This window comes from Desulfosporosinus orientis DSM 765, assembly GCF_000235605.1.
Lineage (GTDB): Bacteria > Bacillota > Desulfitobacteriia > Desulfitobacteriales > Desulfitobacteriaceae > Desulfosporosinus > Desulfosporosinus orientis.
Genome location: NC_016584.1, coordinates 2,693,012 through 2,706,780 on the forward strand (window position 1 = coordinate 2,693,012; position 13,769 = coordinate 2,706,780).

The window sequence follows — 13,769 nt, forward strand, 5'->3', positions numbered from 1 at the left end:
TGTGTTTGTTCCTGCATCTTATCTACTCCTTACTGACTTATTGAACTTATCGAGAACGCTGATGATTCAGAATATTTTTGTATAGCTTTATTGTAAATATGCAATATCTTCTTTGCAATTAGGCACTTTTTTGTACCATAGTACCTAAAAAGATACGAAGGATTTTAGAGAAGCTAAACGAGGAACTCGCCCGCTTAAAGGAACAACAAGAGCCTTGGGAATGCCAAAGAGCTTTCCCTGACTTGAAGGTTAGGAAAAGCTCTTTATAAGATGAATTTTAATTCACTGGAGAGGAGGTGGACACTAATTCCTATCATCAATGGAATGGGGATGAGACAACATTTTGAAAGATTTAAACATTGAATAAAATACTTCTATAATATAATTTGCTAAAAGAAAGACATTTTGATCGTTATTCCGATAGCACAAATAGATTTGTTGGTTTGCGCTTTTTGAGGATATTTTTATAAATCGTTTTGATAAGCACGCTTCTCTATAAAATGCAGCATGAAGGGAATCGGAAATATATGAAAAAGAAGAGTTGCTGGCAATTTTGGCGAAATAATCATAATCATAATGTTGAATAAAGTTCAATTTTACCTTTTCCTTAAGACAAACATCCTCCAAATAGTTACTAAAATTAATAGACTTAGGATCGTTTTCTGAAACTCTGATCAATTTTTCATTTATTAAGTCCCTTAAATTAACCTGATAGATGTTTTCATATTTGTTACAAGGCGTTGTAAGAAAAAGATCGTTTTTAAGAAGATATAGTTTAGAAATATGATTATCTTTTAACAGATGTGCAGCATCATCCAAGCTGAAATTATCTGTAAATACAATGTCTGCTTGGTTATCAAGCAATAAGTCTAAGGCTTTTTTATAGGATTGAATTTCTTTTTCAACAGGAATATGAGGATTTTTTTGAAAGAAGGGCTTTAATATGAAATCCAGCAAGTCCCCGCTGATTTCACAAAGTCTTACTGGTTTTAAGGGTTTCTCAATGGTGTTGAAATGTTGATAAATCTGCTCATAATCCTTAAGAATAACGTTGACATACTCTAACAATTGTTGGCCGTTATGATTGAGTTTGATTTTTCTCCCTATCCTATCAAACAAGTTACACCCAAGTTCTTCTTCAAGGCTATACAATACTTTGCTAAGCGCAGGTGCAGAGATATAGAGCTTTTCAGCAGATTTAGTTATACTCTCATTTTCCGCAATCATTTTAAATTGCTGCATTTGCAAAATGTTCATGTAACCCTCCGTACCATTAAGAATGTATATCTATTATATCATAAAGCGGTGGACTGTTAACTTTTTGGTTAATGGTTTGTAAATATTATGTAATGGATTAGCTAATCATAGTGGGTTAAGATGATTAAAAATAATGAACATTTAAATTAGTTCAGAAAAAGATCTCCGATTCACAACAAATTTATTATGCGTACAGGAGGAAGAAAAAATGTTTGACACAAAAGAATTGACGCAAGCTGTGGGAAATTTGAATGAGAAGGCCGCAATATCCATTTTGAATGAATTTATGGCGAACTCTCCCTCTGCAGAAGATACTCAGAAAGCAGTAACCGCCTGCCAAGAAGGAATGGCGATAGTAGGGGATTATTACGAAAAGGGAGAGTATTTTGTTGGGGATCTTCTTTTTGCCGGAGAACTTTTAACTAACGTTATGGAAATCTTAAAGCCGGCACTTGGATCGGTCAGTGGGTCTGCAGTAGGAAAAATTGTCCTCGGTACGGTTGAGGGCGACCTTCATGATATAGGCAAGAATATCTTTAAAAGTATGGCTGAAGCGGCAGGATTTGAAGTGTATGATTTGGGGATTGATCAGTCGGTAAGTGCCTTCGTCAATAAAGTAAAAGAAGTTCAGCCTCAAATCTTGGGTATGAGCGGAGTCCTGACTTTAGCGCTGGATTCCATGAAGGCGACAGTCGATGCCCTGAGAGAAGCCGGAATTAAAGACAGTGTTAAGATAATCATCGGTGGTAATCCTGTGACCAGAGAGGCTTGTGAACAAATTGGCGCGGATGCCTTTACCAATAATGCAGCAGAAGGCGTTAAAATATGTCAGGGGTGGGTGAACTAATATGACCGATACCGAAAAACTGTATCAAGAACGGTTGAATAGAATAATGACTGCAGTGTCTCACCAAGAAACCGATTCCGTACCTGTAATCTTACAGGCGGAAGCTTGGACCATCAGTCAATGCGGGTTGAAAATAGCCGATATTCAGGATGATATGCAAAAGGAATTCGCATGCTTTGGGAAGATTTTTGAAACCTTTTATTGCGACGGCACACTTTTCAGCAGTATGACCAGAGATGTAAGAGCAACCACCACTCTTGGAGGGAGCCTCTATTTCTTATCAAGTAACGGCATAACCACTCAGCATAAAGAATCCATTTATATGAATGAAGATGAATACGCCCAGCTTACAAAAGATCCTCTGGGCTATACAGTTAACGAAATATTCCCTCGCAAATACCCTGAGCTGAACAAGCCGTATCCCCAAAACCTGGAAGCCTTGAAAGAATCTCTGAATTATTTTAACAAGTTAATTCAAAGATCAGTAGCCGGAATGCAATTTTCTAAAGATAACTACGGTATTCCAACGATTACGGGTGCGGTGGGAGAGGGCCCCCTTGATCTTATTTTTGACTTTTTCAGAGGCTTTCGGGGTACTCTGGGCGACCTGAGAAGACGACCGGAGGAACTCAAAGAGGCTGCTGAGGCCGTCCTTCCTCTGATCATGTCGGTTATTACCATGGGACAACCCACTTTGCAGCCTTTTCCTTTCATCTTTTTACCTCTTCACGTTCCCACTTTCCTTAGTCCCAAGCAATTTGGAGAATTCTATTGGCCGGGTTTCAGAAAGTTGCTGTACCAGATTAAAGCATTAGGTGGAAAAGCTTTGATTTACCTGGAAGGAAACTGGGAACACCTGTACGAATACGTCAATGATTTCCCGAAAGATTTTGCAGTTTGCATACTGGAAAAAGACAATATATTTGAAGCGAAGAAAAAGATCGGAGATACAGTTACCCTCTGCGGTGGAATAGATCTGGGCATGCTCCGGGCAGCGTCGAAACAGGAATGCATTGATCATGTCAAAGAAGTAGTGGATAAATGCGCTCCAGGTGGGGGATTCTTGTTTTCTACTGATAAATTATTACTGGCGCCCGGCGATGTAAATCCTGAAAATTTGAAAGCTGTTAATGAGTTTGTGCATTCTTATAAATAAGTAAGCTATAAAACGACTTTATTGTACAAAGGAGGATTTGATTATGAGTGATACAGCTAAAGAAACAGCCCCAGAAAAGCAGCAGGAAAAATCGATTACAGAACTATTTGAAGAGCTTAAAAAGGATTTGGATTTTTTGCCTGATGACGATGCAGTTAGAGAAGGATATTTGTTTGCGTATAAATATTTCCTAGTTTGTTAATTAAATTAATACTTTCATAATTCTATTTTAGCCAAGGGAGGCCTTGCTGCAATGGCAATACCTCCCTTGGTTTAGCACCAATTGGACAGGAGTGATTTTTTTGGAAACTATGAAAGCGATTGCCAAAAGAAAGTCCACTCGATCTTATAACCAAGTATGTCAATACAGGTTGCGTCCTGGAAAACATGATGATAGCGGCGACAGACCAAAAGGTTGATAGTGTTCTGATCTGGGGAACAGCGGTGGCTGTGAGCGCAGATTCGGATTTGCGCAAAACACTTGAAATCCCTGACGAGTTTAAGCCAATGGCAAGTGTTGCATTGGGGTACGCGGCTAATCATGATCAATCGGAAAAAGACCTTAAAGTAAAGATAGCTATGAACCGCATATAAAAAGTGACACCCGCCCAAAAAGAAGCTTTGGCAGTAGAGAATAGGAGAAAAGGAGAAAACAAATGATCATTATCGGCGAAAAAATCAATGGGACCATTCCCAGTGTTAAAAAAGCAATCGAAGCAAAAGATGACGAATTCATCAGAAATCTGGCGTTAAAGCAAAGTGAAGCCGGTGCTGATTTTATCGATGTTTGTGCAAGCACAGCTCCTGATTTTGAGGTGGAAACCTTGCTTTGGCTCATGGGGATTGTTCAAGAGGTTACAGATACCCCCCTATGCATTGACAGTCCCAATCCAAGAGCGATCAAGGAAGTTTTTAAATACGCCAAGAAACCGGGGCTTATCAATTCTGTATCGATGGAGGCTGACAAATGCGATGTGATTTTTCCGCTTATTCAGGAAACTGAATGGCAAGTTATCGCTTTAACCTGTGATAATGACGGAATTCCTGCCAATATTGAAAAGAGAGTTGAGATTACCAAGTTAATTGTTGCAAAGGCCCAGGAATATAATATTGCTCCGGACAGAATTCATATTGATCCTTTGGTCATCGCATTATCTGCGGATAACGATTCCTTGCTCAAATTTGCGGAAGCGACAAGGCAAATCAAGGAGTTATATCCCACGATAAAAGTAACCTCAGGATTGAGCAATATATCCTTCGGTATGCCTTTGCGAAAGGTTGTCAATCAAAACTTTTTAACCCTTGCTATGTTTGCTGGAATGGACTCCGCTATTTTAGACCCAATCAACAGGGATTTAGTGGCCACTTTACTTGCCACTGAAGCTTTATTAGGACGTGATAAGTATTGCCGTAATTTTGCGAATGCTTATCGCAAAAATAAAATTGGTCCGCTTAAAGAAATTTAGCCTGCTTTCGTCAGCGAATGCGCCAAAGATGCCAAGGATACAGCCAATAGATATTATATTCAGAAGTGGTGAAGGTACAGGCGCCTCCTCTAACTATCTGAGAATAATATGCTATAAGACCAATATGTGGAATAGGGGGAGGAAGTATGCGACCGATAGTACTCATGGCAGGCGGAGTTGCGGCCGTTGGCGTCATAGCTGCCGTTTTACTCAATCGTTCAGGAGGTATCCTTTTTCATAGTACAGCATTGCACGCTTCATTTTATGAGCGGTTCCTCATGCAGAATATGTTTATGGATGCCAACTGGGGTGAGGACTGGCCGCAAGATATTGAATATCTATGGTTGTATGAAAGTAGCCCAATAGAGGAGGTTGTCGATATCGAGGCCAGTGAATCCAGGGATATACCTTTGGAAGAGGTTTATGGGTCGGAGAAATCAATATAACACAAATCACTAAGGCCTCGGAGCGCGAAAGTTCTCTGAGGTCTTTCCCTATTTGCTGTCTTTAACAATCAATACCGGATACTTACACTTCAATTGGAAACAATAAGCCAAAAAGAAGAAGGAATCGGCAAAACCTATGACTGTAAAACTCAGGGAGTACAACGAAAAAAGAAATTTCTCCAGAACCCTGGAGCCGGAAGGCATACCGGAAAACCCTAAAGAAGGGCTGAGGTTTGTAGTCCAGCACCATATAGCCCGCAGGGATCACTACGATCTCCGTCTGGAGTGGGACGGGGCCTTATTGAGCTGGGCCGTGCCTAAAGGCCCCTCCTATAATACCCGGGACAAGAGGCTGGCCGTAGAGGTGGAGGATCATCCCCTGGAATACAGGAACTTTGAGGGGACAATTCCCAAAGGGGAATATGGCGGCGGTGTGGTCATGCTCTGGGATGAAGGCATGTGGGAACCCTACGTGGATGTAGGGGAGGGACTCCGCTCAGGTGTGCTGAAATTTATCCTCAAGGGACGGCGGCTTAAAGGCAAGTGGGCTCTGGTGCGTTTGAAAAGAAAAGCGGGGGAGACCCAGGATAACTGGCTGCTGCTGAAAGAAAAAGATGAGTATGCCAATCCCGAAGACGGAATTTCCGAGTTTACTACCAGCATCCGAACGGGACGCACCATGAGGGAAATTGAAGAAGGGGAAGACGAAAAGATAACCCAGAACCCTTTCAGCAGTACGGTTGTGCAGCTGGCCAAACTGGTTAGTACAATTCCAAAGGGTGAGGATTGGCTCTATGAGCTGAAATACGATGGCTACAGGATACTGGCCTATATCGAAGGCAATAGCGTCAGGCTGATCACCAGGAACGGCCATGATTTTACCCAGCGGTTCCAGGATGTGGCTTATTCCCTGGTGGATTGGGCTGGGGGCAGGGCAATGATTCTGGACGGGGAGATGACCATCACGGATGCTGCGGGGAAGACGGATTTTCAGGCACTGCAGAATTATATGAAAAATCCCCAGGCCCAAAACCTGACCTATATTATCTTTGATCTTCTGGCCTTGGATGGAGGGGATCTCCGGGGACAGCCCCTCATTGACAGGAAGACAACCTTGGCAGCCTTGCTGGAGGATGCCCCTCAAAATCTCTACTACAGCCGGCATATTCCAGGGAAGGGCAAAGAAAGTTTCACTGCGGCTTGTGAGGCGGGCATGGAAGGGATCGTGGGCAAAAAAGCCGCTTCCGTCTACAGCGGAACCAGAAACGGTGACTGGATTAAACTTAAATGCGAGCATAGGCAGGAATTCGTGGTAGGAGGCTATACTCTTTCTAATCGAAAAACCAGGGGGATAAGTTCTCTGATCCTGGGGGTCTATTCCGGTGGGGAATTAGTCTATGCCGGACGGGTCGGCACCGGGCTGAGCGAAGCTGACATGAGAGAGCTGGCGGAAATCTTTGCGAACCTCAAGAGAAAGGTCCCCCCTTTCCGGATGGCGCCTAGACCTAAGTCCAATGAGCAGATCACTTGGCTGGAACCGGAACTGGTGGCGGAAATAAAATTTGCCGAATGGACGTCAGACAATCTATTAAGGCAGGCCAGTTTTAAAGGCCTGCGCAGGGATAAGAATCCCAGGGATATTAAAAAGGAAATAGAGGAGGAGGAAACCCTGTCACCTTCATTTCCTAAAGAAGAGGCGAGGCCTATGAAGGCCCGGGACAAAAGTCTCATTATCGAAGGAATCAAGATCAGCAACCCCGACAAGGTGATTTTTGCTGAGCCTGAAATCACCAAAAGGGATGTGATCCGCTATTACGAAAAGGTGGCGGAACGCATGCTGCCTTATGTGAGCCATCGGGTTCTCAGTATTGTCCGCTGTCCCAAAGGCATCTCTCAGACCTGCTTCTATAAAAAGCATCCCGGTCCGGGCAGTCGGGGAATCGTCACTATTCCTGTCTCCTCCAGTGACGGGGAGACGAATGACTACTTTTATATTGAGAATTCAAAGGGGCTGATCTACGAAGCCCAAATGGGCACCCTGGAATTTCATATCTGGGGAAGTCGTGTGGATGAGCTGGAAAAGCCGGATCTCATGGTCTTTGATCTGGACCCTGATGAGGGGATGGATCTAAGCAGGGTGCGCCAGGGTGTGCGGGATATGAGGGATATTCTGGCCGAGCTATCCCTGAATTCCTACCTTAAGACCAGCGGCGGCAAAGGGTACCATGTGGTTGTGCCTTTAAAGCCTGTCGTTTCCTGGGATGTTTTTTATGATTTTGCTAAACGGGTTGCCCAAGTGATGGAGCAGAAGTGGCCGGACCGCTACACCAGCAATGTGCGCAAGGCCAAGCGCACCAACAAGATTTTCATCGATTGGATTCGCAATGGCAGAGGCGCTACCAGCATTGCCCCTTATTCCCTGCGAGCGAGAAAAGGGGCGGGAGTGTCCATGCCCATAGATTGGGATGAGCTAGACAGGGTGGCTCCCGGAGGCGTAGACATGGCGGAGGCCCTCCGGAGGATCGGATGCCATGATCCCTGGCAGGATTTTTTCCGGAATCACCAACGGCTTAAATGAGCCAAAACAAATGTAACGCTTTATGGTACAAACGTTAAATGAAAAGGTAAATTCTCGATTCTGCCAAAGCATTGAAAATGCAAGGCTAAGGTCAACTCATTTTGCTTTACAGGAGTAGAAAATAGGCTGTATAATGCCACTAAAGAGATCTTATCTCTGTTTTTCCCATGAGAAACAGACATCTGAAACAGTGTGCAAAACTAAATTCCACATGTCGTTGTCGTGCAGGACTAAATTCGGCAGTGGATTCCCCCGCGAGATGAGTGTTATTTCAAGAGCGATTGTTTTAGAGTGACCTCATCCGGAGGAATTTGAACCAGTTTCAGAAGATCATGCAACTTAGGATTTAAAAGCAAAAGAGACAGCCTGAACGGAGTGCAGCCGTTCAGGCTGTCTCTTGCTTCACTGTTGATGTGGTTCATTAACAGAGTAGCATCGTTCTGGTCGTAAGCATCCAGACTCTGCCCCTTGGGAATGACATAGCGCAGGTATTCATGGTTCTTCTCAAGCATTCCTTTCTGCCAGGAACTGTTTGGATTACAGTAAAAGATCCGGGTCCGGCTTGCCCCGTGACGATTGCATTCCAATCGTTGAGGGTTCTGAAATTCAGTTCCGTTATCGGTAAGGATGAGCGGGAAAAGGTCCTGGAAGGTTGGGACCCCCAGCTTTTCCGAAAGCGTATCAAAGACTTCAGTAACGCATTCCTGAGTTTTTTCGGCGAGAACAAAGATCAGCATCAGGGAACAGTTTCGGAAAAACAGGGTTAAAAAGGCCTGCTTACTATTCCCGCGCCCGCCTTCCACGGTGTCCATCTCCACCACTGAAGAGGAAGGGGCCTTTTTCATCAGAGCACAGAAATCATCATAAGTGCGATTGATTCGGAATTCCCTGGCCGCGAGGCTCACTCGGGTTCCTTGCTTGCGTTCCTTGCATTTGTAACGGACTCGTCGTCTCAAATCGATATTCCTGGCGGTAAAGACCCCTTGATCGATGTAATTGTAAAGCGTTCTGCGGCAGCAGGGGATTTCATGGCCGTGATGGGCATAAATGTGGGCTAGAGATTGCCCCTGTTTTAACAAAGGAGAAATGAGGTCATCGAGCAGGGCGATGTCAGCCGGAGACTGGTTAATCCCGTTGCGGCAGGAAACTAAAAGATCCTGGGATGCCTCATCGGCCCGCTGGGCAGAATAGAGGGCATGCTGAAGCGAACAGCGTTTAAACTTAGGGCACCCATTACAGACATAAGGAGCCTTCTGAATTTTAGGGCAGACGGTGGCTGTATAATCGGGGCAGATTTCCTGACAGTCCGCTTCACGGGAGGGATCATAACAGGTTTTGCAGAGTTTGACACAATCTTTTTTGTCACAGAGAAAGCGGATCTGACAGTTCTTTTTAAGAAGGCAGGGAAGCTTTTTTGAAGGAGTTTCCCGATCGGGAAAGTAGCGGTATTTCCTGATTTCCTTAGCCACTGTACTGGGGTGCTTGGCAATTCTTCTGGCAATAGAAGCCAAGGATTCCCCATCCAGTAATCCCTTTTCGATCTTAATACGTTGGGTCGTTGTTAAGTGTTTACCATCATAATTCATGTTAGCCATAATGACCTCCTCGGGTGAGGAGGAATCCACTGCCTATCCATTGTATCAAAAACTAGTGCAAGACTAACATCATGAAACACGAATTAACTACTGCCATCACGAATTTACCTTTTCATTTAACGCTTTATGGTACAAAGACCTGTTGACTTGAAGTTAACTCCAGATGTTAAAGTTTATATAACAAGAAGAAACAATCAAGATGGACTCAGGACAATTATAATGATCGGAAGGAATTTATCATGGATGAAGATAGCCTTATAAAACTGCTTGAAAACGTAAAAGAGGGAAGGGTGGGTGTGGAGGAAGCCGTTAGTGATCTGAAAAAGCTCCCTTTTGAAGATTTGGGCTTTGCCAAGGTTGACCAGCACAGAAATATTCGCAACGGTTACCCTGAGGTCATATTCTGTCAGGGTAAAACGATTAATCAGATAAAGGTAATCGTTCAGAAGCTTATGACGTGTAATAACAACATCCTTGCCACCAGAGCCGGGAAAGAAGTATATGAAGGCATATTGGAAGTAACCGGTGATGCAGTTTACTATGAAACCGCAAGGATCGTTGCGGTTAAAAGAAGGAATATTATTGTAACAGATAAGACGATTGCGGTTGTAACCGCCGGAACCTCGGATATTCCTGTAGCGGAAGAGGCAGCCGTCACTGCCGAGATTCTTGGCAACAAAGTGGATAGAATTTATGATGTCGGCGTTGCGGGCATACATCGCCTGCTAGCCAATACCGGCCACCTGATGCGGGCCAATGTGCTGATTGCTGTAGCCGGAATGGAGGGCGCTCTGGCAAGTGTTGTTGGCGGATTGGTAGATAAGCCTGTTATTGCTGTGCCCACCAGTGTGGGCTATGGAGCAAATTTCGGAGGACTCTCAGCGCTTTTGACCATGCTCAACAGCTGTGCCAGCGGCATTGGCGTTGTCAATATTGACAATGGTTTCGGAGCCGGCTATCTGGCCAGTATGATCAATAAATTGTAGCATAATCAGGAGGAAGCATTTTATGAAAGTACTTTTTTTTGACTGTTTTTCAGGGATCAGCGGGGATATGACTCTTGGCGCCCTAATGGATCTGGGTGTCGATGAACAGATCTTTAGGAGGGAGCTTGCCAAGCTTAAGCTTGAGGAATATAGGTTTGTGATAAGTAAAAGCATCAAGAACGGGATAACCGGTAAGGATGTGCATGTAATCCTAACTCATGATGAAGAGGATCACCAGGTACGAAACTTGAGAGACATCGAAGGGCTCATTGAGGAAAGTGACCTGTTCCAAGGAGTAAAAGATTTCAGTAAAAAGGTATTTAGGGAAATCGCTGGGGCTGAAGCTAAAGTTTATGATCAAGATATTGCAGAGGTGCATTTCCATGAAGTCGGAGCTGTTGATTCCATTGTCGATATTGTTGGCACGGCCATATGTCTGGACTTGCTGGGAATCGACAGAGTGTATGCCTCAAAGCTCTATGACGGACATGGCTTCGTAAAATGCCAGCATGGTTCCATACCGGTTCCGGTACCGTCGGTAATGGAAATGCTGTCCGGAAGCGGAATACCTTTGATTCAGACAGAGATCAATACAGAACTTGTTACACCCACTGGAATGGGAATAATAAAGTGCCTGTCGTCAGGCTTTGGCAGTATGCCCCAAATGTCTATAGACAGGGTCGGCTATGGTATGGGAAAAAGGGAAACGGTCGGTTTCAATGCATTGAGGCTCGTTTTGGGTACGATGGATGATACGGGTAAGGACACTTCGGATGAGATAGTCACCCTTGAAACTAACATCGACGATATGAACGGCGAAGCAATGGGTTACACCATGGAACGGTTGTTTGAAAATGGAGCCCTCGATGTATTTTATACCCCCGTATTTATGAAAAAGAACCGCCCTGGGGTTATGATGACGGTAATTGCTGAAATTCAGGATGAAGAGAAGCTTGCTGCTATGATTCTAAGAGAAACAACGACTTTGGGGATAAGAAGAAGCAACTGTAAAAGATACATTATGAACCGAGAAATTATCAAGGTATCGACGAAATTTGGGGATGTCAGAGTAAAAATGGCTTCCAAAGACGGTTTTGTCAAATATGCGCCTGAATATGAAGACTGCAGAAATATTGCCCGGAAAACAGGAAAGACCTTTATTGAAGTTTATAATGCAGCGTTACAGCAGGTAACTGAGGAATGAGATTCCTCCTTTTAAAAATCCGGCGGTTTTGAGGTCTGACTAATTTAGATTAGTCGGTTCAAAACTGCCGGATTTTTAAATTGAAGGTCGGCAGTATTTTAACTACTTTCTTTTTCGGTTGCTGTTATGGTTATAGAGTGTTTTACACTCTGGGATGTTTAAGTTAATATTAAAATAGAAATAGTTACTACCTGTATTAAAATAATTTCAAAAGAGTAGTGTATTAAAGGGGGGAGTGTAATGAAACCTGAAATGGAAGTTTCCGATTGGCAAGAAATTTCCGAATCCTTGCACAATGGTATTATTGCAATTAACCGTAACGAAGAGGTTATTATTTTTAACCGAGCAGCTTCAAAAATTCTAAATATCCCTAAAGAGGATGCAATAGGCAAACAGATTGATCAGGTAATCCCTAATACACAGTTAATTAAAGTTATGAAAACTGGATTGGAAGAGCATAACCAGCATATAAATATCAATAATCATGTAATTATTTCTAATCGGAATCCAATCTGGCGTGGAAATGAAATAATTGGGGCTGTAGCTATCTTCCAAGATATTTCTGAAATTGAGGTATTGTCCCATCAATTAGATGCATTTAAAGAAATTAATAATAGATTAGATGCTATTATTGAGTCTTTAGACGATGGAATCGTTGTAGCAGATAATCGGGGAATTATCATTGTTGCTAATGATGCCTATCAACGAATGACAGGGATTACCGCCAAGGAATTTGTTGGGAAACATGTACGCGATTTATTGAGGCAAGGTTATATGAATAAGTCAGTTACTGAAATGGTCGTGGAGCGGCGATCAAGGGTAAACGTGATGGATGTTAGAAATGGAAAGAATTTATTGCTGAGTGGTAGTCCAATTTTCGATGATAAAGGAAACGTCTTATATGTGGTTACTGAGGTTCGTGATGTTTCTCAATTAAATGAATTGGAAGGGAAATTGGCGGAAAGTGAACAAATTAGGGATAAATATTTTCGGGAATTAGAACATTTACGTTCACAACAGTCTTTCAAAAAAATTATTACAAAAGATCCGGAAATGCAAAAAAAGCTGGAAATGGCTTATCATGTTGCCGGTGTTGATTCAAATGTATTAATCCTTGGTGAGACAGGTGTTGGCAAAGAACTTATTGCCCAATTAGTTCACCGTGCCAGTAAACGTGCAAAGCAACCTTTCATAAAAATTAATTGTGGTGCAATCCCACAGAATCTGCTAGAATCAGAGTTTTTCGGTTATGAAGCTGGAGCATTTACTGGGGCTCTAAAGGAAGGGAAATTGGGTCTCTTCGAGCTGGCTCAGGGCGGAACCATCTTTCTTGATGAAGTAGGGGAATTATCCCTTGAATTACAGGTTAAGGTGCTTCGAGCAATTCAGGATAAAGAGATAACAAGGATAGGCGGCAAGAAACCTATTCAACTCAACGTAAGAATTGTTGCGGCGACAAATAGAGACCTGAGTGTTATGGTGAAAGAAAAGTTATTTCGTGAAGATTTATTCTACAGATTAAATGTGGTACCTATAGTTATTCCCCCTTTAAGAAAACGTAAGGAAGATATTCTTTCTCTTGTTGAGGAGTTTTTAGGAAAATACAATCGAAAATATGGTTATCAAAAATGGATTCATTCAGACGTAATGGAGACGTTTTGGGAATATGACTGGCCGGGCAATATACGGGAACTTGAAAATACCATCGAACGTTTAGTTGTCACATATCATGAGGATTGCATAAAAACTGATGCTTTAGCCGAAACATCTCTCTCTTCCTTAAAGCCTCGCAATAAAGATATTTCTTCTTTACAAACCTGCATAGAAAGAGAAGAACGACGGTTGATTTTGGAAGCATATCGTTCGGCAAGAAGTACACGTAAAGCCGCTAAAATGCTTAATATTAGTCAATCATGCATGGTTAAAAAAATGAAGAAGTATAACCTTGCTGTTGAAGAGATTTTATAAATGATGAAATATGGAATCAGCCGAACGCATTTGGAATCAGTGTTAAGATAAGTCATTTGAAGCTGGTTTGTGGGGTGAATTTTTTTAATTTATATAATAGATGGTGATTCCAGTTATAATCAGAGTATTTCAATAGATGCGAAATACTCTGATTTTTTTGATTGGCATAATAATTGCAAAATAACATGAAATTATATTGCGTTTTATTTATCATTATTCACTTTGAAAGGAGGATAGTTTGTTTTTTTAGCAATATTTCTAAACTT

At 42.6% G+C, this 13,769-nt stretch carries 12 protein-coding genes; 10 read left to right on the top strand and 2 right to left on the bottom strand.

From position 1 onward, the window contains the following. Positions 1-303: 303 nt before the first annotated feature. Positions 304-1,257, bottom strand: coding sequence for a LysR family transcriptional regulator (locus tag DESOR_RS12590; RefSeq protein WP_014184966.1), 954 nt, complete (start codon positions 1,255-1,257; stop codon positions 304-306). Positions 1,258-1,465: 208 nt separating this feature from the next. On the opposite strand from DESOR_RS12590, the gene DESOR_RS12595 reads away from it, so the two are divergent. The 7 genes from DESOR_RS12595 (at position 1,466) to ligD (ending at position 7,750) form a co-directional block, all read left to right on the top strand. Next, on the top strand, positions 1,466-2,104 hold the full coding sequence (locus tag DESOR_RS12595) for a cobalamin B12-binding domain-containing protein (protein WP_014184967.1): 639 nt from the start codon (positions 1,466-1,468) through the stop codon (positions 2,102-2,104). A 1-nt stretch (position 2,105) separates the two neighbouring features. Next, positions 2,106-3,260 (top strand): uroporphyrinogen decarboxylase family protein, encoded by a 1,155-nt coding sequence (locus tag DESOR_RS12600; RefSeq protein ID WP_014184968.1) that lies wholly within the window; start codon positions 2,106-2,108, stop codon positions 3,258-3,260. 43 nt (positions 3,261-3,303) lie between these two features. Beyond that, positions 3,304-3,462, top strand: coding sequence for a hypothetical protein (locus DESOR_RS29720; protein ID WP_014184969.1), 159 nt, complete (start codon positions 3,304-3,306; stop codon positions 3,460-3,462). A gap of 119 nt (positions 3,463-3,581) precedes the next feature. Continuing rightward, positions 3,582-3,854 (top strand): nitroreductase family protein, encoded by a 273-nt coding sequence (locus DESOR_RS12605; protein WP_052304307.1) that lies wholly within the window; start codon positions 3,582-3,584, stop codon positions 3,852-3,854. Positions 3,855-3,916: 62 nt separating this feature from the next. Then, positions 3,917-4,726, top strand: a complete 810-nt coding sequence (locus tag DESOR_RS12610) for a methyltetrahydrofolate cobalamin methyltransferase (RefSeq protein WP_014184970.1) — start codon at positions 3,917-3,919, stop codon at positions 4,724-4,726. Positions 4,727-4,872: 146 nt separating this feature from the next. Further along, entirely contained in the window at positions 4,873-5,172 is a 300-nt protein-coding gene (locus DESOR_RS12615) for a hypothetical protein (RefSeq protein WP_014184971.1), read from the top strand. Positions 5,173-5,308: 136 nt separating this feature from the next. Then, complete coding sequence (gene ligD, locus DESOR_RS12620) at positions 5,309-7,750, top strand: DNA ligase D (protein ID WP_014184972.1); 2,442 nt, start codon at positions 5,309-5,311, stop codon at positions 7,748-7,750. A 266-nt stretch (positions 7,751-8,016) separates the two neighbouring features. Here the strand turns inward: ligD and DESOR_RS12625 are convergent, their stop codons facing one another. Continuing rightward, positions 8,017-9,345, bottom strand: coding sequence for an IS30 family transposase (locus DESOR_RS12625; RefSeq protein ID WP_014184973.1), 1,329 nt, complete (start codon positions 9,343-9,345; stop codon positions 8,017-8,019). 239 nt (positions 9,346-9,584) lie between these two features. Here DESOR_RS12625 and larB point away from each other — a divergent pair, with 239 nt between their 5' ends. The 3 genes from larB (at position 9,585) to DESOR_RS12640 (ending at position 13,503) form a co-directional block, all read left to right on the top strand. Next, a complete protein-coding gene (gene larB / locus DESOR_RS12630) occupies positions 9,585-10,331 on the top strand; it encodes a nickel pincer cofactor biosynthesis protein LarB (RefSeq protein ID WP_014184974.1) in 747 nt (248 codons plus the stop codon). A gap of 22 nt (positions 10,332-10,353) precedes the next feature. Next, entirely contained in the window at positions 10,354-11,535 is a 1,182-nt protein-coding gene (gene larC / locus DESOR_RS12635; RefSeq protein ID WP_014184975.1) for a nickel pincer cofactor biosynthesis protein LarC, read from the top strand. A 240-nt stretch (positions 11,536-11,775) separates the two neighbouring features. Next, on the top strand, positions 11,776-13,503 hold the full coding sequence (locus DESOR_RS12640) for a sigma-54 interaction domain-containing protein (protein WP_014184976.1): 1,728 nt from the start codon (positions 11,776-11,778) through the stop codon (positions 13,501-13,503). Positions 13,504-13,769 lie beyond the last annotated feature (266 nt).

Excerpts from the sequence above, each read along its gene's own strand:
- DESOR_RS12600 (WP_014184968.1), top strand. The coding sequence starts at position 2,106 with ATGACCGATACCGAAAAACTGTATCAAGAACGGTTGAATAGAATAATG.
- larC (WP_014184975.1), top strand. The coding sequence starts at position 10,354 with ATGAAAGTACTTTTTTTTGACTGTTTTTCAGGGATCAGCGGGGATATG.
- DESOR_RS12625 (WP_014184973.1), bottom strand. The coding sequence starts at position 9,345 with ATGGCTAACATGAATTATGATGGTAAACACTTAACAACGACCCAACGT.
- DESOR_RS12595 (WP_014184967.1), top strand. The coding sequence starts at position 1,466 with ATGTTTGACACAAAAGAATTGACGCAAGCTGTGGGAAATTTGAATGAG.
- DESOR_RS12615 (WP_014184971.1), top strand. The coding sequence starts at position 4,873 with ATGCGACCGATAGTACTCATGGCAGGCGGAGTTGCGGCCGTTGGCGTC.
- larB (WP_014184974.1), top strand. The coding sequence starts at position 9,585 with ATGGATGAAGATAGCCTTATAAAACTGCTTGAAAACGTAAAAGAGGGA.
- DESOR_RS12590 (WP_014184966.1), bottom strand. The coding sequence starts at position 1,257 with ATGAACATTTTGCAAATGCAGCAATTTAAAATGATTGCGGAAAATGAG.
- ligD (WP_014184972.1), top strand. The coding sequence starts at position 5,309 with ATGACTGTAAAACTCAGGGAGTACAACGAAAAAAGAAATTTCTCCAGA.
- DESOR_RS12610 (WP_014184970.1), top strand. The coding sequence starts at position 3,917 with ATGATCATTATCGGCGAAAAAATCAATGGGACCATTCCCAGTGTTAAA.
- DESOR_RS29720 (WP_014184969.1), top strand. The coding sequence starts at position 3,304 with ATGAGTGATACAGCTAAAGAAACAGCCCCAGAAAAGCAGCAGGAAAAA.
- DESOR_RS12640 (WP_014184976.1), top strand. The coding sequence starts at position 11,776 with ATGAAACCTGAAATGGAAGTTTCCGATTGGCAAGAAATTTCCGAATCC.